Source organism: Streptococcus sp. 20925_1_24 (assembly GCF_041432335.1).
Taxonomy (GTDB): Bacteria; Bacillota; Bacilli; order Lactobacillales; family Streptococcaceae; genus Streptococcus; species Streptococcus mitis_BM.
Map to the genome: position 1 here is coordinate 1 of NZ_JAPVZM010000020.1, position 21,637 is coordinate 21,637.

20 protein-coding genes and 2 riboswitches are annotated in these 21,637 nt (G+C 40.4%); of the genes, 14 read left to right on the forward strand and 6 right to left on the reverse strand.

The window, feature by feature from the left end:
- Window positions 1–26: 26 nt before the first annotated feature.
- The gene (locus tag O3650_RS09130) at window positions 27–752 is read right to left on the reverse strand and encodes a 16S rRNA pseudouridine(516) synthase (protein WP_371491980.1); all 726 of its coding nucleotides are present in this window, start codon (window positions 750–752) and stop codon (window positions 27–29) included.
- Between the two features lie 161 nt (window positions 753–913).
- On the opposite strand from O3650_RS09130, the gene typA reads away from it, so the two are divergent.
- From typA to pyrE, 7 genes are all read left to right on the forward strand, one after another.
- Window positions 914–2,755 carry a translational GTPase TypA gene (typA, locus tag O3650_RS09135; protein ID WP_000164111.1) on the forward strand — a complete coding sequence of 614 codons (1,842 nt, stop codon included), beginning with the start codon at window positions 914–916 and terminating at the stop codon, window positions 2,753–2,755.
- A 19-nt stretch (window positions 2,756–2,774) separates the two neighbouring features.
- A complete protein-coding gene (locus O3650_RS09140) occupies window positions 2,775–3,029 on the forward strand; it encodes a DUF3165 family protein (protein WP_371491982.1) in 255 nt (84 codons plus the stop codon).
- A 114-nt stretch (window positions 3,030–3,143) separates the two neighbouring features.
- Window positions 3,144–4,496: a UDP-N-acetylmuramoyl-L-alanine--D-glutamate ligase gene (murD, locus tag O3650_RS09145; protein ID WP_261030293.1), complete on the forward strand. Its 1,353-nt coding sequence runs from the start codon at window positions 3,144–3,146 to the stop codon at window positions 4,494–4,496.
- Between the two features lies 1 nt (window position 4,497).
- On the forward strand, window positions 4,498–5,556 hold the full coding sequence (locus O3650_RS09150) for a UDP-N-acetylglucosamine--N-acetylmuramyl-(pentapeptide) pyrophosphoryl-undecaprenol N-acetylglucosamine transferase (protein WP_261024395.1): 1,059 nt from the start codon (window positions 4,498–4,500) through the stop codon (window positions 5,554–5,556).
- Between the two features lie 9 nt (window positions 5,557–5,565).
- Window positions 5,566–6,783, forward strand: a complete 1,218-nt coding sequence (locus O3650_RS09155) for a cell division protein FtsQ/DivIB (protein ID WP_203176469.1) — start codon at window positions 5,566–5,568, stop codon at window positions 6,781–6,783.
- A 232-nt stretch (window positions 6,784–7,015) separates the two neighbouring features.
- Window positions 7,016–7,717, forward strand: coding sequence for an orotidine-5'-phosphate decarboxylase (gene pyrF, locus O3650_RS09160; protein ID WP_203176467.1), 702 nt, complete (start codon window positions 7,016–7,018; stop codon window positions 7,715–7,717).
- Window positions 7,718–7,750: 33 nt separating this feature from the next.
- Window positions 7,751–8,383 (forward strand): orotate phosphoribosyltransferase, encoded by a 633-nt coding sequence (pyrE, locus tag O3650_RS09165; RefSeq protein WP_138335561.1) that lies wholly within the window; start codon window positions 7,751–7,753, stop codon window positions 8,381–8,383.
- 208 nt (window positions 8,384–8,591) lie between these two features.
- Here pyrE and O3650_RS09170 read toward each other — a convergent pair whose 3' ends face one another.
- Window positions 8,592–8,834, reverse strand: a complete 243-nt coding sequence (locus O3650_RS09170; protein WP_228111173.1) for a helix-turn-helix transcriptional regulator — start codon at window positions 8,832–8,834, stop codon at window positions 8,592–8,594.
- A gap of 96 nt (window positions 8,835–8,930) precedes the next feature.
- On the opposite strand from O3650_RS09170, the gene O3650_RS09175 reads away from it, so the two are divergent.
- Genes O3650_RS09175 through O3650_RS09185 form a run of 3 tightly spaced genes read left to right on the forward strand, consistent with a single transcriptional unit; the run spans window position 8,931 to window position 13,836 of the window.
- A complete protein-coding gene (locus tag O3650_RS09175) occupies window positions 8,931–9,842 on the forward strand; it encodes a hypothetical protein (RefSeq protein ID WP_153192060.1) in 912 nt (303 codons plus the stop codon).
- Between the two features lie 18 nt (window positions 9,843–9,860).
- Window positions 9,861–10,292: a hypothetical protein gene (locus O3650_RS09180; RefSeq protein WP_000467199.1), complete on the forward strand. Its 432-nt coding sequence runs from the start codon at window positions 9,861–9,863 to the stop codon at window positions 10,290–10,292.
- 46 nt (window positions 10,293–10,338) lie between these two features.
- Complete coding sequence (locus O3650_RS09185) at window positions 10,339–13,836, forward strand: G5 domain-containing protein (protein ID WP_153192058.1); 3,498 nt, start codon at window positions 10,339–10,341, stop codon at window positions 13,834–13,836.
- Window positions 13,837–13,905: 69 nt separating this feature from the next.
- Here the strand turns inward: O3650_RS09185 and O3650_RS09190 are convergent, their stop codons facing one another.
- Genes O3650_RS09190 through O3650_RS09205 form a run of 4 tightly spaced genes read right to left on the reverse strand, consistent with a single transcriptional unit; the run spans window position 13,906 to window position 16,860 of the window.
- Window positions 13,906–14,772, reverse strand: a complete 867-nt coding sequence (locus O3650_RS09190) for a cysteine ABC transporter substrate-binding protein (RefSeq protein WP_120769944.1) — start codon at window positions 14,770–14,772, stop codon at window positions 13,906–13,908.
- An 11-nt stretch (window positions 14,773–14,783) separates the two neighbouring features.
- The gene (locus O3650_RS09195) at window positions 14,784–15,542 is read right to left on the reverse strand and encodes an amino acid ABC transporter ATP-binding protein (protein ID WP_000004999.1); all 759 of its coding nucleotides are present in this window, start codon (window positions 15,540–15,542) and stop codon (window positions 14,784–14,786) included.
- The gene (locus O3650_RS09200; RefSeq protein WP_153192056.1) at window positions 15,543–16,220 is read right to left on the reverse strand and encodes an amino acid ABC transporter permease; all 678 of its coding nucleotides are present in this window, start codon (window positions 16,218–16,220) and stop codon (window positions 15,543–15,545) included. It lies immediately after the preceding gene.
- Complete coding sequence (locus O3650_RS09205) at window positions 16,180–16,860, reverse strand: amino acid ABC transporter permease (RefSeq protein ID WP_153192054.1); 681 nt, start codon at window positions 16,858–16,860, stop codon at window positions 16,180–16,182. Before O3650_RS09205 ends, O3650_RS09200 begins: the two co-directional genes overlap by 41 nt.
- A 215-nt stretch (window positions 16,861–17,075) precedes the next feature.
- On the opposite strand from O3650_RS09205, the gene lctO reads away from it, so the two are divergent.
- From lctO to O3650_RS09225, 4 genes are all read left to right on the forward strand, one after another.
- Window positions 17,076–18,212, forward strand: coding sequence for an L-lactate oxidase (gene lctO, locus O3650_RS09210; protein WP_000120723.1), 1,137 nt, complete (start codon window positions 17,076–17,078; stop codon window positions 18,210–18,212).
- 148 nt (window positions 18,213–18,360) lie between these two features.
- A riboswitch (TPP riboswitch) is annotated at window positions 18,361–18,449 on the forward strand.
- Window positions 18,450–18,654: 205 nt separating this feature from the next.
- The gene (locus tag O3650_RS09215; protein WP_060806255.1) at window positions 18,655–19,323 is read left to right on the forward strand and encodes a TenA family protein; all 669 of its coding nucleotides are present in this window, start codon (window positions 18,655–18,657) and stop codon (window positions 19,321–19,323) included.
- Window positions 19,324–19,446: 123 nt separating this feature from the next.
- Window positions 19,447–19,535: riboswitch (TPP riboswitch) on the forward strand.
- Between the two features lie 154 nt (window positions 19,536–19,689).
- Window positions 19,690–20,250, forward strand: coding sequence for an ECF transporter S component (locus tag O3650_RS09220; protein ID WP_203175367.1), 561 nt, complete (start codon window positions 19,690–19,692; stop codon window positions 20,248–20,250).
- Entirely contained in the window at window positions 20,251–21,636 is a 1,386-nt protein-coding gene (locus tag O3650_RS09225) for an ATP-binding cassette domain-containing protein (protein ID WP_203175365.1), read from the forward strand.
- Window position 21,637: the final 1 nt, after the last annotated feature.

The following is a 21,637-nucleotide window of genomic DNA, read 5'->3' on the forward strand; positions in this document are numbered from 1 at the left end:
GACTCGGATGTTTCCGAGCTCATTTTTTAACCACTTTTTCTGAGAAATTCACGAATGCTTGCCAACTCTTCTGAGTTAAGGGGGCGGTAGTCTCCTTCTTGAAGATTGTCATCCAAGCTCCAAGGTCCAAAATGGGTGCGTTTGAGAGAGGTCACCTTGACACCAACAGAGAGGAACATTTTCTTAACCTGATGAAATTTTCCTTCTGAAATGGTGATAGAGGCTCGACTGAGGGAAGGACTTGCAGATAGAATCTCTAATCTTGCAGGTTTACAGACAGTACCATCTAAAAAGACAATTCCCTTTTGAAAGGCTTGGATATGGTCAGGTGTTAGAAGTCCATTGACCTCAACTCGATAAGTTTTATAGACATGATATTGGGGATGGAGGAGCTGAAAGCCTAAGGGACCGTTATCGGTCAAGAGGAGGAGGCCGGTCGTATCTCGGTCCAGTCGGCCGACGGCATAGAGCTTGTCAGACTGGATGTCAGGTGACAGCAAGTCCATGACAGTTGGAAGTTCCCTGTCTTTATTGGCTGTAACGACACCAGCAGATTTATGAAGCATAAGGTAGGTGTGCTCATAGCCTCGAATGATTTGGCCCCGAAAGAGGAGTTCCTGTAGTCCTGTATCGATATTTTGGGCTAGGGAGCGGGCTGGGCAACCATCGACGAGAATTTCCCCTTTGAGGAGTGCTTGCTTCATGGCCTTTCGGCTAACTTTTTCTTGGGCTAATAAATTATCTAAACGCATACTGTGCCTATCTTATCATAAGTCGCTTGCTTTGAAAAGGCTTGACGTGAAAAGAAAAGCATAGTGAAAACATTTACACTTGCTTGAGTTATGTTATTTACCTGAAATTATGGTATAATCGTTCAGTTAGAAAATAAATTTTGAATATTATAGAGGAAATCATGACAAAATTAAGAGAAGATATCCGTAACATTGCGATTATCGCCCACGTTGACCACGGGAAAACAACCCTCGTTGACGAACTATTGAAACAATCAGAAACGCTTGATGCACGTACTGAATTGGCTGAGCGTGCTATGGACTCAAACGATATCGAAAAAGAGCGTGGAATTACCATCCTTGCTAAAAATACAGCCGTTGCCTACAACGGAACTCGTATCAATATCATGGACACACCAGGTCACGCGGACTTTGGTGGAGAAGTTGAGCGTATCATGAAAATGGTTGACGGTGTTGTTTTGGTCGTAGATGCCTACGAAGGAACTATGCCACAAACTCGTTTCGTATTGAAAAAAGCCTTGGAACAAGACCTTGTCCCAATCGTGGTTGTTAACAAAATCGACAAACCATCAGCTCGCCCAGCTGAAGTAGTGGACGAAGTCTTGGAACTTTTCATCGAGCTTGGTGCAGATGATGACCAGCTTGATTTCCCAGTGGTGTATGCTTCAGCGATCAACGGAACTTCTTCATTGTCAGATGATCCAGCTGACCAAGAAGCTACTATGGCACCAATCTTTGACACGATTATCGACCATATCCCAGCTCCAGTAGACAACTCAGATGAGCCTTTGCAGTTCCAAGTATCACTTTTGGACTACAATGACTTCGTTGGCCGTATCGGTATCGGTCGTGTCTTCCGTGGTACTGTTAAGGTTGGGGACCAAGTTACCCTTTCTAAACTTGATGGCACAACTAAAAACTTCCGTGTTACAAAACTTTTTGGTTTCTTTGGTTTGGAACGTCGTGAAATCCAAGAAGCCAAAGCAGGTGACTTGATTGCCGTTTCAGGTATGGAAGATATCTTTGTCGGTGAAACCATTACTCCGACAGACGCAGTTGAAGCTCTTCCAATCCTACACATCGATGAGCCAACTCTTCAAATGACTTTCTTGGTTAACAACTCACCATTTGCTGGTAAAGAAGGTAAATGGGTGACTTCTCGTAAGGTGGAAGAACGCTTGCAGGCTGAATTGCAAACAGACGTTTCCCTTCGTGTTGACCCAACTGATTCACCAGATAAATGGACGGTCTCAGGACGTGGAGAATTGCACTTGTCAATCCTTATCGAAACAATGCGTCGTGAGGGTTATGAACTTCAAGTATCTCGTCCAGAGGTTATCGTAAAAGAAATCGACGGTGTTAAATGTGAACCATTTGAACGTGTTCAAATCGACACTCCAGAAGAATACCAAGGATCTGTTATCCAAAGCCTTTCTGAACGTAAGGGTGAAATGTTGGATATGATTTCAACTGGTAATGGTCAAACTCGTTTGGTCTTCCTTGTTCCAGCGCGTGGTTTGATTGGATACTCAACTGAGTTCTTGTCAATGACTCGTGGTTACGGTATCATGAACCATACCTTCGACCAATACTTGCCGTTAATTCCAGGTGAAATTGGTGGTCGTCACCGTGGTGCCCTTGTTTCTATCGATGCTGGTAAGGCTACAACTTACTCAATCATGTCTATCGAAGAACGTGGTACGATCTTTGTCAACCCAGGTACTGAGGTTTATGAAGGAATGATTATCGGTGAAAACTCTCGTGAAAATGACTTGACAGTTAACATCACTAAGGCGAAACAAATGACCAACGTCCGTTCAGCTACTAAGGACCAAACAGCTGTTATTAAGACGCCTCGTATCTTGACACTTGAAGAGTCTCTTGAGTTCTTGAACGATGATGAGTACATGGAAGTGACGCCTGAGTCTATCCGTTTGCGTAAACAAATCCTTAACAAGGCAGAGCGTGAGAAAGCTAACAAGAAGAAAAAATCAGCTGAATAAGAGCTAGAAAGAGATAAAGATGGTTTATTTAATCATAGGACTCCTCTTATTACTACTCTATGTATTTGCGACACCAGAAAGCATTAAAGGGACAGTCAATATCGTCCTTGTCGTCTTTGCTTTCGTAGCACTCTTGATTTTGCTGATGTTGTCTGTCCTGCAAATCTTTCAGCTACCGACAGAATTCTTTATCGCAATCGGCATGCTCCTCCTAGCATACTTTAGCTTGCGAGATATTACCCTCATGTCGGTCCATAAAAGTAAAAGAAGATAAAAAGAGAGTTTTGGCTCTCTTTTTGCTTGTTAGAATGCTGAATTGGAGCATTTTCATTTAGAATTATTTCCATAAAAATGGTAAAATAGTAGAAGTAGAAATGGAGTTTGAGACATGAAAGTAATAGATCGATTTAAAAATAAGAAAGTCCTTGTTTTAGGTTTGGCCAAGTCTGGTGAATCTGCAGCTCGTTTGTTGGACAAGCTAGGTGCCATTGTGACGGTAAATGATGGGAAGCCTTTCGAGGACAATCCAGCTGCCCAAAGTTTGCTGGAAGAAGGGATCAAGGTTATCACAGGTGGCCATCCTTTGGAACTTTTGGATGAAGAGTTTGCCCTTATGGTGAAAAATCCAGGCATCCCCTACAGCAATCCCATGATTGAAAAGGCTTTGGCAAAGGGTATTCCAGTCTTGACTGAGGTGGAATTGGCTTATTTGATTTCAGAAGCGCCCATTATCGGTATCACAGGTTCAAATGGAAAAACAACCACAACGACTATGATTGGGGAAGTTTTGACTGCTGCTGGCCAACATGGTCTCTTATCAGGGAATATCGGCTATCCAGCCAGTCAAGTGGCTCAAACTGCGACAGATAAGGACACGCTTGTCATGGAACTTTCTTCTTTCCAACTGATGGGCGTCCAAGAATTCCATCCTGAGATTGCAGTTATTACCAACCTCATGCCAACTCATATCGATTATCATGGTTCTTTTGAGGAATATGTAGCAGCCAAGTGGAATATCCAGAACAAGATGACAGCGGCTGATTTCCTTGTCTTGAACTTTAACCAAGACTTGGCAAAAGAATTGGCCACTAAAACACAAGCTACAGTTGTACCATTCTCAACACAGGAAAAGGTTGATGGAGCTTATCTGGAAGATGGTCAACTCTACTTCCGTGGAGAAGTGGTCATGGCAGCTAGCGAAATCGGAGTTCCAGGTAGCCACAATGTGGAAAATGCCCTTGCGACGATTGCTGTAGCCAAGCTTCGTGGTGTGGATAACCAAACCATCAAAGAAACTCTTTCAGCATTTGGTGGTGTCAAACACCGTCTCCAATTTGTGGATGAAATCAAAGGGATCAAATTCTATAACGATAGCAAGTCAACCAATATCTTGGCTACTCAAAAAGCCTTGTCAGGATTTGACAACAGCAAGGTCATTTTGATTGCAGGTGGTTTGGACCGTGGTAATGAGTTTGACGAACTGGTTCCAGATATTACTGGACTCAAGAAGATGGTCATTCTCGGTCAGTCTGCAGAACGTGTCAAACGGGCAGCAGATAAGGCTGGTGTGGCATATGTGGATGCGACTGATATTGCAGATGCGACCCGCAAGGCCTATGAACTTGCGACTCAAGGAGACGTAGTTCTTCTCAGTCCTGCCAATGCTAGCTGGGATATGTATGCTAACTTTGAAGTACGTGGCGACCTCTTTATCGACACAGTAGCGGAGTTAAAGGAATAATATGAAAAAAATTGTCTTTACAGGTGGGGGGACGGTTGGACACGTGACCCTCAATCTTTTGTTGATGCCCAAGTTCATCGAAGATGGTTGGGAAGTTCACTATATAGGGGACAAGCGTGGGATCGAACACCAAGAGATCCTCAAGTCGGGTCTAGATGTCACCTTCCATTCCATTGCGACTGGAAAATTGCGTCGTTATTTCTCTTGGCAAAATATGCTGGATGTATTTAAAGTTGGCTGGGGAATTGTCCAATCGCTCTTTATCATGTTGCGACTTCGTCCACAGGCTCTTTTTTCAAAGGGAGGCTTTGTCTCAGTACCGCCTGTTATCGCAGCGCGTGTGTCAGGAGTGCCTGTCTTTATTCACGAATCTGACCTGTCCATGGGCTTGGCCAATAAAATCGCTTATAAATTTGCGACGAAGATGTATTCAACCTTTGAGCAAGCTTCGAGTTTGTTTAAGGTCGAGCATGTGGGAGCAGTGACCAAGGTTTCAGACCAAAACACTCCAGAACCCGATGAATTGGTAGATATTCAAACCCACTTTAATCCCCAATTGCCAACTGTATTGTTTGTTGGCGGTTCAGCAGGTGCTCGTGTCTTTAACCAATTGGTGACAGACCATAAGAAAGAGCTAACCGAGCGCTACAATATTATCAATCTAACTGGAGACTCTAGCCTGAACGAGTTGAGCCAAAATCTTTTTCGTGTTGACTATGTGACCAATCTCTATCAACCCTTGATGGAATTGGCTGATATTGTTGTGACACGAGGTGGTGCCAATACGATTTTTGAGCTCTTGGCCATGGCAAAATTACATGTCATTGTGCCACTTGGTCGTGAAGCTAGTCGTGGAGACCAGATTGAAAATGCAGCCTACTTTGTAAAAAAAGGCTATGCAGAAGAGCTTCAAGAAAGCGATTTGACCTTGGACAGTTTAGAAGAGAAGCTTTCTCACTTACTAAGTCACAAGGAAGATTACCAAGCTAAGATGAAGGCTTCTAAGGAATTGAAATCTCTAGCAGATTTTTATAAACTATTGAAAAAAGATTTATCATAAGGAAAGTAAATGTCAAAAGATAAGAAAAATGAGGGCAAAGAAATCCTCGAAGAATTGAAAGAGTTATCAGAATGGCAGAAACGAAACCAAGAATACCTAAAAAAGAAGGCTGAAGAAGAGGCAGCCCTAGCTGAGGAGAAGGAAAAGGAAAGACAAGCTCGAATGGGAGAAGAATCTGAGAAGTCAGAGGACAAGCAGGATCAGGAGAGTGAAACAGACCGGGAAGATGAAGAATCAGCTAAGGAAGAGTCTGAAGAAAAAGTAGCATCCTCAGAGGGTGACAAAGAGGAAGAAGAGAAAGAAGAATCAGGGTCTAAAGAGGACGAGGAACAGGATAAAAAGCTTGCTAAAAAGGCTACAAAAGAAAAACCAGCCAAAGCAAAGATTCCTGGCCTTCATATCTTACGAGCCTTAACGATTTTATTTCCAAGTCTGCTTTTATTGATTGTCTCTGCCTACTTACTCAGTCCTTATGCGACCATGAAGGATATCCGTGTTGAGGGAACGGTGCAAACTACGGCTGATGATATTCGACAAGCTTCAGGCATTCAGGATACGGATTATACGATTAACCTTCTGCTAGACAAGGCAAAATATGAAGAGCGGATCAAGTCTAACTATTGGGTGGAATCAGCTCAGCTTGTCTATCAATTTCCAACCAAGTTCACTATCAAGATCAAGGAATATGATATTGTTGCCTACTATGTTTCTGGAGAAAGTCATTATCCAATTCTTTCAAGCGGTCAGCTTGAGACCAGTGCGGTAAGTTTGGTCAGTCTACCAGAAACTTATTTATCAGTTCTCTTTAATGATAGCGAACAAATCAAGACCTTTACCTCAGAACTTGCTCAAATTAGCCCAGAACTCAAGGCGGATATCCAAAAGGTGGAATTAGCCCCAAGCAAGGTAACTTCCGATTTAATTCGATTGACCATGAATGATTCGGACGAAGTCTTGGTTCCCCTTTCTGAAATGAGTAAGAAACTGCCTTATTACAGCAAGATTAAGCCTCAATTGTCAGAACCGAGTGTGGTCGATATGGAAGCTGGAATCTACAGCTACACTGTAGCGGATAAATTAATTATGGAAGCAGAAGAAAAAGCCAAAAAAGAGGCCGAAGAAGCTGAGAAGAAACAGGAAGAAGAACGTAAACGTTTAGAAGAACAGAAAAAACAAGAGGAACAGAGCAATCGAAACCAAACGACCCAGCGTTCACCGCGTCGCTAGGTTTACCTTTTCTCTTATCGTTCTTTAGTAACCATGTTTTTACTTGACAAGTGCTGATAGAAATAATAGAATAGTAAAAAACCTTTAAAGCAGTCCAGAGAGGCAGCTAAGGTTAGACGGTGAAAGGGTGGAGACTACCCATTTTTCGTGGAACCTTGCTGTTGGCAGGTTCCTTTTTTCGTGGCTTCTTGTGGCCAGACTCTCTCACTAGCAAAGGTAAAAGGAGAAACCTATGCGAGAACATCGTCCAGTCATTGCTCTTGATTTTCCTAGTTTTGAGGCGGTCAAGGAATTCTTAGCTCTTTTTCCAGCAGAAGAAAGCCTTTATCTTAAGGTAGGGATGGAGCTTTATTACGCAACGGGGCCTGAGATTGTGTCTTACTTGAAAGATCTGGGTCACAGTGTCTTTTTGGATCTCAAGTTGCATGACATTCCCAATACAGTCAAATCAGCTATGAAGGTCTTATCTCAGCTTGGTGTGGATATGACCAATGTTCATGCTGCTGGCGGTGTAGAGATGATGAAGGCTGCGCGTGAAGGTCTTGGAAGTCAAGCCAAATTGATCGCTGTAACGCAGCTTACATCAACATCAGAAGCTCAGATGCAGGATTTTCAAAATATTCAAACCAGTCTGCAGGAGTCTGTGATTCATTATGCTAAGAAGACAGCTGAAGCCGGATTAGATGGTGTTGTTTGCTCGGCTCAGGAAGTGCAACTCATCAAGCAGGCCACCAATCCAGATTTTATCTGTCTGACACCGGGCATTCGTCCTGCAGGTGCTGCAGTAGGAGATCAAAAACGCGTCATGACGCCAGCGGATGCTTATCAAATCGGTAGTGACTATATCGTAGTGGGACGTCCCATTACCCAAGCTGAAGATCCTGTTGCAGCTTATCATGCCATCAAGGATGAATGGAAACAGGATTGGAATTAAAGAACTAGATTAGAAAAACAAAAGGAGAAGACCATGACACTTGCTAAAGATATCGCTAGCCACCTCTTGAAAATTCAAGCAGTTTACCTCAAACCAGAGGAGCCTTTCACTTGGGCATCTGGTATCAAGTCACCGATTTACACTGATAATCGTGTGACACTAGCCTATCCAGAAACTCGTACTCTCATTGAAAATGGTTTTGTAGATGCTATAAAAGAAGCCTTTCCAGAGGTTGAAGTGATTGCAGGAACTGCGACAGCAGGGATTCCACACGGAGCTATTATTGCTGACAAGATGAATCTGCCATTTGCCTACATCCGTAGCAAACCAAAAGACCACGGAGCTGGTAATCAAATCGAAGGTCGCGTAGCTCAAGGTCAAAAAATGGTAGTGGTTGAAGACCTTATTTCAACTGGTGGTTCTGTTCTTGAAGCTGTAGCAGCTGCTAAACGAGAAGGAGCAGATGTGCTTGGAGTTGTAGCAATCTTCAGCTACCAATTGCCAAAAGCAGATAAGAACTTTGCGGATGCTGGCGTGAAATTAGTGACACTTTCAAACTATAGCGAACTCATCCACCTAGCCCAAGAAGAAGGCTATATCACACCAGAAGGATTGGACCTTCTAAAACGCTTTAAAGAAGACCAAGAGAATTGGCAAGAAGTGTAGAAAAATCAAAGAGTTTTGAGAAAGAGACTTTCATAATATAAAAACGCATCATATCAGGTGTAGAAAAGCTTGATGTGATGCGTTTTATTGTGGAAATGTTTTTTGAAGTTTCTAGTCAAATTGAGTTTTTGCTCTGATTATTTGATTTATACTGTAAACAATGTCATAGAAGGTAGATTAAGTAAATGTTCCAATACAAGAATGAATATTAAAATTTGATAAATGTGTTACTAATATTAGAATCGGGAGTTTCTTCGATAAATTCAACGATATCATTTGGAAGACAATCTAAAATGCGACATAGCTTTTCTAGAGTTAGTAAAGTTATGTTTTTGTTTTTCTTTAAGCTGTCAAGAGTTTTGTTATCAACTCCGGATTTTAATAACTTATATTGAGAAACTTCTTTTTTCTTCATTGTAGCCCAGAGTGGGTTAAAACTGATTATCGTCATCAACTCCTTTTATTTAATTATAAGAAAAAAGTATCTGACTTCATATTGTGTATATATCCACAATATGATAAAATAACTAGGAAAGGAGACTTATGGATGAATAAGAATGATATTATTTCTCAAGAGGAGAATGAGTTAGATTATTTTTTAGGAATTATTCCGGATGAATCTAAGTCAGATTTGTTTGATGAATGGACTATTTGGGAAGCCTATGTAAAAGGGAGGTTACCAAATAAACATTGGTCTGAAGTTTTTGATAATGGTGCATACCATTCACTTGATGTCATTACTGCAGAAGGCAAAAAATATGAATATTATCCTATCGCTAATCCGCAATCATACCAGACTGTTTTACAAGAATATCTTTCGACAATAGAAGAGCCTAAACGTAGTAGAAACTTAATAGTTGAAGCTGCTATTTGGTCTAAAAGAGTAGAAGACCTAACTAAGTATTTTTATATAGTAGATGGAAAACACGTTTCTCTTATCAATCCGAAATTAAGTGTTTTGGGATGGGTTTTCAGAATTTTAGGTTCATTGTTCTTAGTTGCCTATATAGATAGACTTGGTGAATTTTCTAGTTCTGGTTTAGGAATCTTAAGTAAACCTTTTGAATACTCTCTTTGGGTGGGAGCATGGGTTCTGCTATGGTTTCCAATTTATTTTGCTTATCAACGAGTGAAGCATGAAAAACCAATAGCAGATCAAGTAAAAAAACATAAGGATGAAGTTGCTCAAGCTAGAAACTATTGTATGGAGAAATTGAATAGTATTCCATTTGTTTATGCAAGGCAACAAGCAGGGTTAGATATTCATTTTGATGCTTTTGCTTATATGGTTAATGTAATTGATCAAGGTAGAGCCTATGACTTAGGACAAGCGCAAAATATGTATGAGGACATGATAAGGACAGAGCAATTAAATTATCAGTTTCAAGAATTACAAAGAAAAGTTGATTACAATAACAAAATGACAACAATTAATACATTTACAAATTTAATGAAATAATAGATTAGGAGAAATAAGATGTTTGGAAAACCGAAATATGAAAGTGATATTGATCAAACAGTTAGAGATATGTGGTGGGGCTTTGCTATTTTTATAACTGTAATGTACTTTTTAGTGAAAGCAACTTATTATGTTGCATTGCCATTTTATACTTTATTTACTCATTTGTTTGAAGAAAAAATCCAACAGAAAGAATATTTAAATTGGATGCGATTTTTGCCTTTGACTTGGTTTATGAGTGGAGAGACAAAAGAAATGAGACGAGCTGCTGTGAGCTGTACTATATTGCCGATCTCTCTACCTTTATTTTTAATTTTTAATTATCTATATAGTATTAAAGTAATTGGCGATAGCTTTTCCATTTTTATTTTGATTTTATTTACATGTAGTCTAGGAGGCATTATAGGTACTGTTAGAAATTATCGTTTTTCTAAAAAATATATTAGATAGTGTCAGTATGTAAAAATATAATCATTGAAAAGTCAGGAAAATAAAGATGGATAGACAAAATACTAATGAAAAAAAGACTTTGAAAAAAGGTAGAAGAGGTTGGGTAATCTCAGCTGCAATTGTCGCACTTTTAGGAATTTCAGCTGGAACAGTTGTGTTGCAAAATCAATCGAGTCAAAACCAAGGACAATGTGAAAATGTTACTGTTTCAGATTCTTCTTCAAAAGAAAAAGAATACACAGCAACTGATACTATTAAAGAAACAGAGAAGAGTTTTCTACCTAAAGTAGATACTAAAGAGGAATTGGCTAAAGCATTTATAGCTACTAAAGAAGTTGGTGCTGAAGATTCGATTAAATCTCTCGATAAATCATATGAAAAATTATCAGAAATAACGAAGGTAGAGGAAAAGCTTAAGTCACAGCTAACAAATGAGGGTGAAAAAGCAGTTGAGCAAGTTTCTAGACCAGAAGTAGGTAATAAAGATAATAAAATACTGGAAAAATCTGATAACTTAACTAAAAAAGTTGAAGTAGAAAAACAAACATCAGAAAAAGGGAAACCGGTTGTTCAACCAGAACTGCCATCACTTGTAGTTACAGATGACAAAGGCATTTCAGCTGTTCAACCTAAACTTCCAGAATTGATAGTTGAAGAAAAAGGAACATCAGAAGTTCAGCCAGCATTACCAGAATTGGTAGTTACTGAAAAGGGAACTCCTGAAGTTCAGCCTGCGTTGCCAGAAGCTAAACCAGAAAAAGAGAAAGTCTTAGATAAAAAGGAAGAGAAGAAAGAAGTTGAGGCAAAACCAACAACTCCAACTGTTCCGGAAAACAAAGACCAAACAACTGGTACTCTAACTAAAGAAGAAAAAACTTTAGATGAGAAAAAAGATAAGGTTGAAGGCAATCAAGCAAACCTCCCAGGTGACAAAGGTCAGGTTGAAACTGGTAAAACTACTACTGTAGTGGGCGAAACAACTAAAGAAGAAGTTGTCAAACCTGCTGTTCCATCTCAACCATCAGAAAAAGGGAAACCTGCTGTAGAAGCTCAACCAGCAGTCCCAGCTCAGCCTGAAGTTAAAAAAGTTGTAACTACTCGAACTGAAGTGGAAACTTCTGTTATTGAACCTGGTGTTCAGCATGTTTCAGATGAAAACCTTAATGTTGGGGAAACTAAAGTTATCCAAGAAGGTGTTGCAGGTAAAACAGAAACAACTTATACAATTACCATTGAAAATGGTGTAGAAGTTAGCCGTACAGTAACAGGAACTCAAACAACTCCTGCAGTTGATAAAGTTATTCATGTTGGTACTAAAACTTCTAAAGAAGTAGTTCGTACTACAAAAGAAGAGGTAGTTCGTACTCCTATTCTTCCAGGTACAGAATACGTTCCAGATGAGAACTTAGATGCTGGAGTAGAAAAAGAAGTTGAAGCCGGTAAAAACGGTGAGAAACTAGAAGTCTACACTGTAACACTTGAAGACGGTGTTGAAACTGGTCGTACTCTTGTTTCATCTACTCAAAAAGAGGCAAAAAATAGAGTTGTTCATGTCGGAACAAAAGTTGCTAAGAAAAACATTGAAACTGTAACTCGTGAAACTCGTAAAGTCGAACATAAAGTTACTAGCAACACAAACCCAGACCTTCCTAAAGGTGAGAAAAAAGTAATTCAAGCTGGTAAGGATGGTTCTTATGAACTTGTTACTACAGTTGTAACCACTCCAGATGGTACAGAAGTTTCTCGTGATGAAAAACGAGAAAATGAAGTTCCTGCAGTTGATGAAACTGTTGAAATTGGAACTGGCGAAAACGTTGAAACAAGTCGCACTTCTCGAACAGTTGAAGTAAATTACGAAACTGAAGAAGTTAAAGACGAAACACTAAACGAAGGTAAACGTGTAGTTGAGACTAAGGGTCAAAAAGGTTCTTATACAGAAACTACAATTGTTTATGGAAATGGTCGTTCATCAGTTGTTAAAAGTGATGAAGTAAAACCGGTTAACGAAGTTGTTCGTGTTGGAACTCATAAAGTAGTTACTGAAACTAAAACTCGAGTTGAGCGCAAAGAAGGGGAAGCTTTCAAGACTGTTGAAATTAAAAGCGATAAACTTTTCAATGATCAACGAGTTGTAAAAACTCCAGGTCGAAAAGGTGAAATTATCGAAAACTATAAAGACTACTACGAGGATGGCAAACTTGTTAAGAGTGATCTAATCAATACTGAAACTGTTCCAGCAGTTGATGAAGTAGTTCAAGTTGGAACTAAAGATCGTTATACTTATTCTAACGAAGATAAGGTTATTACAGCTGAAGGTGAAAACCGAGTTGCTGATTCTGAACTTTATGAAGGTGACGAACGAGTTGAAGATGCTGTAAATGGTAAAGAAACTTACAAAGTTAAGTACATTAATGATGAAAATCAAAACCGTACTGAAGTAAGTCGTGAACTTATCAACACTGTTCCAGCAAAACAAAAAGTTGTTCATTATGGAACTAAGAAATTGATGTCTGAAGTTACTGAAGAAGAAACTGAAACAATTTCACACGGTGCTCGAACTGAAAATGATTCCAACCTTTTTGAAGGGGAATCTCGTACAGAAAATGGTCGTGACGGATTTAAACGTTACCGCAAAGTTATTTCTGTAAACAATAAGACTGGTGGACGAACTGTTAAAAGTCGTGAGCTAGTTGAAATCAAGGATGCAGTTGACACAATTACCTTTAATGGTACCAAGAAAAAACGTGTCGCTGATCCAACAGATGTTGTGGTTCCAACTAATGATGATAACTACGACATTGATGGTACATGGAAAGACATTAAGAGTTTAGGTGAAAACGGTTTGGATCCAAACAATGAAGATCACCGTAGCGCCAAGTATCTACATGACAATCTTTCTCAAGCTGATAAGGACCGTGTAGCGGTTGATACAACAGATGATGAAGCTGATCTTCCTAGAGACATGGGACTTGTCTCAGTTTGGAAAGCATCTCGCCTTTCTCAAGCTGAACTTGATAAGCTTGAACAAATTGTAGATAATCGTAAACTTAATGAACACTTCATGGAACTTCTTAACGAAGAACGTACTCGTAAAGGATTGACTCCTGCAACAATCGCAGCAGATGATAGCGAACTAACTCGAGTTGCTAATATTCGTGCAAATGAAATGGCAGATCATGGATCTTTACGTTATCAAGGTAAGAAGGAAGGTAAGCATAAACGTCCTGATGGTTCTCGTTGGTCAACTGCTTATGATCCAGATTTCTATAAAAAAACGAATGCTATGACTGAAAACGCGGCAGAAACGACTGTTGTCTGGGATATTGTTAGCCTTACAAATGAAAAGGCATTAGCTCACAATTTCTATACAATTTGGAAGAATTCACCGGGTCATTATGCAGCTATGATGATGGGTGATGGTTATAGTCCAGCAGATAAGAACGTACAGTTCCGTGTAGCTCTGGGATTCGCAAATCACTCACTTACTTCAGATAATCCAACAAACGTTGTGGCAATGATGGAAATTGCATCTATGATGGACTAAGATAAAAACGAACAAGATAGAGATTCTGATTACCAGAATTCTAGTCTTGTTCGTTTTGTTTTTTAAAATTTAGTCAACTTTTCCACCTTCAACAACTAGGTCATCTGCCTTAGCAGCGTCACCGTAGGTTGGGTGAAGTGTTTTTTCATAGGCCTTATGGAAGAAGTTTTCTTTGCCTAATTTTTCAATATCTTTATTGATGAAGTCTAGCAATTCTTGGTTGCCTTTTTGGACTGCTGCTGCGATGGTATCTGGATCACCGAGGGAAGTAATACCGACTTCAAATCCTTTGTTTTCAAGCGCCCAAGCTAGGACTTCCGTATTGTCAGTAGAGAAGGCATCTCCACGTCCGTCAAGAAGGGCTTGGTAAGAGTCGCTGTATTGGTCGTATTTTTGGAGTTTGATTTCTGGATGATTCTTTTCAAAATAAGTCTCAGCAGTTGTTCCTTTTGTGACAATCAAGGTTTTACCTTCCAATTGTTTGACATCTGTAATGAGACCAGTCTTAGGCGATACGACACCAAGTGAAACTTTCATGTAAGGAAGGGCAAAATCAACTTGTTTCTTGCGTTCGTCAGTTACTGTAAAGTTGGCAAGAGTAATATCCACCTTGTTTGAAATCAAGTATTCAGCACGGTTGGCAGCATCGACAGAAACGTATTTAACCTTGACACCAAGGTCTTGAGCTAGTTGGTTCCCAAGCTCAATATCGTAACCTTGGTAAGAACCATCATTGTCAACGTAGCCAAACGGTTTTTTGTCTCCAAATACGGCGATTCGTAGCTCACCGCTTTTTTTGATTTCATCGATTGTGCGAGCCTTGGCAGTTGTTTTACCTGACGATGAACCAGCATTTCCACCTGAGCTACAAGCTGTGACAAAGATAAGGGCAAAGGCAAGTGCTAAAACAGTTAAAAGTGGTTTGAGTAGTTTCATAAAAATCTCCTTTATAGATATGAGCCAAATTGGCTAAAGTCAAAGACATTTAAAAATTCCTGGGCTCGTTTGGTTTGCGGATTGGTAAAGAAGGCTTGAGCCGTTCCCTCTTCAGCAATTTTCCCTTGGTCTAGGAAGATAATGCGGTCCGCAATAGCTTGAGCAAACTGCATTTCGTGGGTTACTAAAATCATGGTGCGGCCTTCTTGGGCCAAATCATTGATAAGTTCCAGAACCTCACGCACCATTTCTGGATCCAGTGAAGCAGTCACTTCATCAAAAAGGATGATTTCTGGATGCATGAGCAGGGCACGGACAATTGCAACCCGTTGTTTTTGTCCGCCAGATAATTGACGGGCAAAGCTATGTTGTTTATCCAGCAAACCCACACGCTCTAGTAATTGCAAAGCTTCTTCAGTTACTTCTTTTTTGTCCCGTCCCTGTGCTTTGATAGGTCCTAGGATGAGGTTTTGAAGGACATCCAGATGGGGAAAGAGTTCATAGCTTTGAAAGACCATACCAATCTTTTGGCGAACTAAGTGAAAGTCTTTTTTATTTTCAACGATGGACTGACCATCCAGCAGGATATCTCCACCTTGAATACTTTCTAAGCCATTGAGGCAACGAAGCAGGGTACTTTTTCCACAACCAGATGGCCCTAGGATGACTACAACTTCCCCTTTTTTGATATCTAGGGATAGTCCTTGGAGGATGGGATTGTCTCCGAAGGATTTTTTTAGTTCCTTGATTTCTAAGATAGTTTCAGACATTTAGTTCCTCCAATGTTTTTCTAAGTGAGTGGATAGTTTGGAAATAGGGAAGCAGATTGCGAAATACAAGACTAGAATGGTTCCATAAATCCAGAAGGAAGCGGTTGGGATGGTCAGGCGATTGCTGTCGATGATTTGTTGCCCAACCTTAGTAACCTCAACAACCCCAATCAAGACAACCAAGGAAGTGGTTTTAATCATCCGAGTGACAAGGTTAATGGCCTGAGGTAGCAGTCTTCTCAAAACCTGTGGGATGATGATGTGGTAGTAAAGTTGAACATTGGTCAAACCTAGCGCCTGTCCACTTTCAAACTGATGCTTAGGGAGGGAAGTGATGGCTCCACGGACCAAGTCCCCCATTTCAGCTGTTCCCCAGAGGGTAAAAACGATAATAGCAGAAGTCTCGCCTGAGATATTGATATTAAAGTTTCGAGCCAAGCCAAAGTAAACGATGAAAAGTAGCACCAGCTGGGGCATGATACGGATAAATTCCAGATACAATCGTGTTAAAAATCGTATGATTCTAGAATGGGAGGTCATGATGATTCCCATGACTGTTCCGAACATCATGGATAAGAGGACAGACAGGATGGATATCCCAATCGTAACGCCCAATCCCTGTAAAATCCGCAGGAGATTATTTCCCTGAAAGAGTACTTGGATTCCCGAATCCTGCATGGCGGAGCCTCCTTTCTATCCAACTAAAGACCAGTGAGATGGGTAGCAGCATGATCAGATAAGCAACTACCAACATAGTTAGCGCAATGTCTGTCTCATAGTAGAGCCCAATCAAGTCCTTGGCGACGTACATGAGGTCGGCCAAAGCCACTGCTGAGAAAACAGAGGTTTCCTTGATGAGGAAAATGACATTGGCACTAAAGGAAGGTAGGGCCACCGCTGTTGCTTGCGGAAGAACCACATAGCGAAAGACCTGTACAGGTGTCAGACCGATAGCTAATCCAATCTCCTGCTGGGTTTGACTGACGGCTTCCAGCCCACTTCGGAAAGATTCTGCCATATAGGAGCCTCCTAAAAACACCAGTCCTAAAGTGGCACAGACTTCTGAAGATAGGACAATCCCTACTCTAGGAAGACCGAAGTAGAGAAAGAAGAGTTGAATCAAAAGGGGCGTATTGCGTGACAATTCAATATAGGCTGTCGCTACTTGCGCCAAAACAGGGATTTGATAGTGTCGGATGATACTAATGATTAAACCGAGCAGAAAGGATCCCAGAATTCCCCAAACTGCAATATGCAAGGTTAGAAGAAATGCCTTTTGATATAGTGGTAGATATTGTTCAACAATGGACCAATCCAAAAATAGAACCTCCCATCTAGAAATAATACAGTTATTGTAGCACTTAAAATCTCCTTTGGATAATATCTATTTTTTATTGCCCTTATAAGGATTTTTTATCATAGACATAAAATTTCTGAAATTTCCAAACAAAATATTTGAAAAATTTTGAAAAAAGAGTTAAGATATTTTTGTAATATACAAAGTAAACGCTTACTTATTAAGGAGGGCATTTTATGTCATACAAAACAAGCAATGCAGAAGGTCATGTAGATTTCATCAATACCTATGATTTGGAGCCAATGGCGCAACAAGTTATTCCTAAAGCAGCATTTGGCTATATCGCTAGTGGGGCGGAAGATACTTTCACTTTACGTGAGAATATTCGTGCCTTTAACCACAAACTCATCGTTCCGCATACGCTTTGCAATGTAGAAAATCCAAGTACAGAGATTGAATTTGCAGGTGAAAAATTGTCTTCACCAATCATCATGGCGCCTGTTGCGGCTCATAAATTGGCAAATGAACAGGGTGAAGTGGCGACTGCGCGTGGTGTGCATGAGTTTGGGTCCCTCTATACAACCAGTTCTTACTCTACTGTCGATCTTCCAGAAATTACAGAAGCCCTTCAAGGGACACCTCATTGGTTCCAATTTTACTTTAGTAAAGATGACGGGATTAACCGCCACATCATGGACCGTGTGAAGGCTGAAGGTTATAAAGCGATTGTCTTGACGGCAGATGCGACTGTAGGGGGCAATCGTGAGGTTGATAAGCGTAATGGTTTTGTCTTCCCAGTTGGCATGCCGATTGTTGAAGAATACCTGCCAGAAGGTGCTGGTAAATCAATGGATTTTGTTTACAAATCAGCTAAACAACGCTTGTCTCCACGTGATGTAGAATTTATTGCTGAATACTCAGGACTTCCTGTGTATGTCAAGGGACCACAATGCCGTGAGGACGTTGAACGTTCGCTTGCTGCGGGAGCTTCTGGTATCTGGGTAACCAACCATGGTGGCCGCCAAATCGACGGTGGACCAGCTGCCTTTGACTCACTTCAAGAAGTAGCAGAAGCAGTTGACAAACGCGTACCAATTGTCTTTGACTCAGGTATTCGTCGTGGTCAACACGTCTTTAAAGCCTTGGCTTCAGGAGCAGACTTGGTAGCTATTGGCCGCCCGGTTATCTATGGTTTGGCTCTCGGTGGTAGTGTTGGTGTACGTCAAGTCTTTGAACACTTGAATGCAGAATTGAAGACAGTCATGCAGTTGTCTGGAACTCAGACTATTGAAGATGTCAAACACTTCAAACTCCGTCACAACCCGTACAACCCAACTTTCCCAGTTGACCCTCGTGACTTAAAATTGTATTGATAAAACAGCTTGCCTCCACTTGATGTGGAGGTTTTTCTTCGTCTATAGGAGGAAGAAATCACCATTAAAAACAATATAAATATATTTTCTAATCAAATATCTTGCTAGGGCTTTCATTTTTTGCTATACTGGTGCAGTAATTAAATAATAAAGACATTTGGGGTGCTTTAGGCTGAGATGATACCCATTGAACCTGATACAGTTAATACTGGCGAAGGGAAATGTGAAACGTTTTTTCGTATGGCGAAATGAACAATCTAATCTTGTAAGCTAAACTCTAATTCTTGATTGTAATTGGAGTTTTTTTGTTTATACAAACTGGATAGGCTTGTTTAGGTATCTCTCTGCAAATGCCCTCGATTTTCTTTAAAAAGGTCAAGTAAAACTAGGATTTTCTTGATGTTTTGTTGATTACGAACGAGTAAAGAGAGGAAAAGTAAATATGGAAACACAAGACTATGCATTTGAGCCAGGTTTGACTGTTGGAGAATTATTAAAAAGCAGTCAGAAGGATTGGCAGGTTGCAATCAATCATCGTTTTGTTAAGGAACTTTTTGCGGGGACAATTGAGAATAAGGTCTTAAAAGACTACCTAATTCAAGATTACCACTTCTTTGATGCCTTCTTATCCATGCTGGGTGCTTGCGTAGCCCACGCAGACCAGCTTGAATCCAAGCTTCGTTTTGCCAAGCAACTAGGCTTTCTTGAAGCAGATGAAGACGGTTATTTCCAAAAGGCTTTCAAAGAGTTAAAAGTATCTGAGAATGACTATCTGGAAGTGACCTTGCATCCTGTAACAAAAGCCTTTCAGGAGCTTATGTATTCTGCTGTTTCATCATCAGACTACGCTTATCTTTTGGTCATGCTGGTCATTGCAGAAGGTCTCTATTTAGACTGGGGTTCTAAAGATTTGGCTTTACCTGAAACCTATATTCATTCGGAATGGATCAATCTCCACAGAGGTCCTTTCTTTGCAGAGTGGGTTCAATTTCTGGTTGACGAACTCAATCGTGTTGGGAAAGGTCTAGAAGATTTGACAGAACTTCAGCAACGCTGGAACCAAGCAGTTTCTCTAGAATTAGCCTTTTTTGATATTGGTTATGAATTATAGGATGAATTTAATCTTTTTATATAGATTAAAAGAATTAACAAACAAAATATATAAATATATTTTCCAGCCAAATATCTTGCTAGGGCTTTCAATTTCTGTTATACTAGCACAGTAATTAAATAATAAAGACATTTGGGGTGCTTTAGGCTGAGATGATACCCATTGAACCTGATACAGTTAAGACTGGCGAAGGGAAATGTGAAATGGTTTTGTATTTATAGAAACTAACCATCTAATCTTGTAAGCTGAACTCTAATTCCTATCTGTAATTAGAGTTTTTTCTTTTACGAAACTGGATGAAGATGATACAAAGCATTTAGGTAGCTCACATTGAATGCCCCACTTTTCTTTAAAAAAGGAGTTTTTATGTTGAAAAAATGGCAGTTAAAAGATGTTATTTTACTTGCTTTCTTGTCTATCTTTTTTGGTGGCGTTTTTGTGGGTTCAGGTTATCTGTTTGATATCCTCACTCTGATTTTAGCCCCTCTTGGTTTGCAGGCCTTTGCCAATGAAATCCTCTTTGGTCTCTGGTGTATGGCTGCGCCCATTGCGGCCATCTTTGTTCCAAGAGTCGGAAGTGCAACGATTGGAGAAGTGCTAGCTGCGCTTGCTGAAGTTCTTTATGGTAGCCAATTCGGTCTAGGTGCCCTTTTGTCTGGCTTGGTTCAAGGTTTGGGAAGTGAACTTGGTTTTATCGTAACCAAGAATCGCTATGAAAGTTGGCTCTCTCTAACTGCCAATAGTATTGGGATTACGCTTGTTAGCTTTGTCTATGAATACATTAAGTTAGGTTACTACGCCTTTTCACTTCCTTTTGTTCTTTCCTTACTTGTAGTACGTTTTATTTCCGTCTTTTTCTTCTGTACTATCTTGGTTCGTGCCATTGTCAAACTTTATCATCAGTTTACAACTGGAGGGAAGGCATAGATGGGTCTGGAATTACGGGAGATTCAGTCCCCAATTTTTTCGGAACCGATTGATTTTACTTTTCATGGGCAAGCCTTTACCTTGTTAGTTGGGAGCAGTGGTTCAGGGAAATCGAGTCTCTTTCAATTGATTGCCCAAGTCAGTTCTCTTCCCTATAGCGGTCAAGTCCTGATAAATGGGAGCGAGGTCAGTCAGTTTTCTATCATCGAACGTGTCCAGACGGTTGGTATTCTCTTTCAAAATCCCAATCATCAATTTACCATGGAGAACTTGTTTGAGGAGCTGGTTTTTACCTTGGAAAATATCGGCCATCCCGTTCAGGAAATTGATTCTAAAATAGCAGAGGTGGTCCAGCAATGTCGCTGCAAGGACATCTTGCACCGTCCCATCCATCACTTATCAGGTGGGGAAAAGCAAAAGGCTGCTTTGGCTGTTCTCTTTGCTATGAATCCTAGGGTCTATCTCTTGGATGAACCTTTTGCTTCCATTGATCGCAAGAGTAGGATAGAGATATTGGAGATTCTAAAAGAGTTGGCTTCTAATGGGAAGACAGTTATTTTGTGTGACCATGATTTAACGGACTATGAAGCCTATATCGACCATATGGTGGAGCTAAGAGATGGCCAACTAAGGGAAGTGTTTCAAATCCCTACCTCTGAGATGACACAGGTTGCTTCAAAGGAAGTTGCTTCTAGCCCAGAACTATTCCATATGGAGCGTGTGACTTGTGAGCTGGATAAGCGTCCCCTCTTTTCAATTGCGGATTTTACATTCTATCAAGGAATTTCCTGTATCTTGGGTGACAATGGTGTCGGGAAATCAACCCTCTTTCGCTCCATTCTTCAATTTCAAAAGTATAAGGGGCGCATTACTTGGAAGGGTTCGGTTCTAAAAAAGAAAAAGAGTTTGTATCATGACCTGACGGGTGTTGTTCAGGAAGCTGAGAAACAGTTTATCAGAGTTAGTCTGCGAGAGGAACTTCAATTAGACGGACCTGATTCTGAAAGAAATCAGCGTATTCTCCAAGCTTTACGGTATTTTGATCTGGAGCAGGCGCTTGATAAGAGTCCCTATCAATTAAGTGGTGGTCAGCAAAAGATTCTTCAGCTCTTGACCATCTTGACCAGCAAGGCTTCTGTGATTTTACTAGATGAACCTTTTGCAGGTTTGGATGATAGAGCTTGCCATTATTTTTGTCAGTGGATTGTGGAGGACAGAAATCAAGGAAGAAGTTTTCTGATCATTAGCCATCGTTTAGATCCTTTGATCTCTGTGGTTGATTATTGGATTGAGATGACTAGTCAGGGGCTCAGTCATGTGAAAGAAGTGACAATTACTAAACCAATCACATCTCAGAGTAGCAATACCCAAGGGGAGGTGAAGTAGT

Bases quoted from the DNA above. Each gene is read 5' to 3' on its own strand.
- pyrF (WP_203176467.1), top strand. From the start codon at position 7,016: ATGCGAGAACATCGTCCAGTCATTGCTCTTGATTTTCCTAGTTTTGAG.
- O3650_RS09170 (WP_228111173.1), bottom strand. From the start codon at position 8,834: ATGACGATAATCAGTTTTAACCCACTCTGGGCTACAATGAAGAAAAAA.
- O3650_RS09150 (WP_261024395.1), top strand. From the start codon at position 4,498: ATGAAAAAAATTGTCTTTACAGGTGGGGGGACGGTTGGACACGTGACC.
- murD (WP_261030293.1), top strand. From the start codon at position 3,144: ATGAAAGTAATAGATCGATTTAAAAATAAGAAAGTCCTTGTTTTAGGT.
- O3650_RS09215 (WP_060806255.1), top strand. From the start codon at position 18,655: ATGGAAACACAAGACTATGCATTTGAGCCAGGTTTGACTGTTGGAGAA.
- O3650_RS09190 (WP_120769944.1), bottom strand. From the start codon at position 14,772: ATGAAACTACTCAAACCACTTTTAACTGTTTTAGCACTTGCCTTTGCC.
- O3650_RS09180 (WP_000467199.1), top strand. From the start codon at position 9,861: ATGTTTGGAAAACCGAAATATGAAAGTGATATTGATCAAACAGTTAGA.
- typA (WP_000164111.1), top strand. From the start codon at position 914: ATGACAAAATTAAGAGAAGATATCCGTAACATTGCGATTATCGCCCAC.
- pyrE (WP_138335561.1), top strand. From the start codon at position 7,751: ATGACACTTGCTAAAGATATCGCTAGCCACCTCTTGAAAATTCAAGCA.
- O3650_RS09185 (WP_153192058.1), top strand. From the start codon at position 10,339: ATGGATAGACAAAATACTAATGAAAAAAAGACTTTGAAAAAAGGTAGA.
- O3650_RS09140 (WP_371491982.1), top strand. From the start codon at position 2,775: ATGGTTTATTTAATCATAGGACTCCTCTTATTACTACTCTATGTATTT.
- O3650_RS09220 (WP_203175367.1), top strand. From the start codon at position 19,690: ATGTTGAAAAAATGGCAGTTAAAAGATGTTATTTTACTTGCTTTCTTG.
- O3650_RS09175 (WP_153192060.1), top strand. From the start codon at position 8,931: ATGAATAAGAATGATATTATTTCTCAAGAGGAGAATGAGTTAGATTAT.
- O3650_RS09155 (WP_203176469.1), top strand. From the start codon at position 5,566: ATGTCAAAAGATAAGAAAAATGAGGGCAAAGAAATCCTCGAAGAATTG.
- O3650_RS09130 (WP_371491980.1), bottom strand. From the start codon at position 752: ATGCGTTTAGATAATTTATTAGCCCAAGAAAAAGTTAGCCGAAAGGCC.
- O3650_RS09195 (WP_000004999.1), bottom strand. From the start codon at position 15,542: ATGTCTGAAACTATCTTAGAAATCAAGGAACTAAAAAAATCCTTCGGA.
- O3650_RS09200 (WP_153192056.1), bottom strand. From the start codon at position 16,220: ATGCAGGATTCGGGAATCCAAGTACTCTTTCAGGGAAATAATCTCCTG.
- O3650_RS09225 (WP_203175365.1), top strand. From the start codon at position 20,251: ATGGGTCTGGAATTACGGGAGATTCAGTCCCCAATTTTTTCGGAACCG.
- lctO (WP_000120723.1), top strand. From the start codon at position 17,076: ATGTCATACAAAACAAGCAATGCAGAAGGTCATGTAGATTTCATCAAT.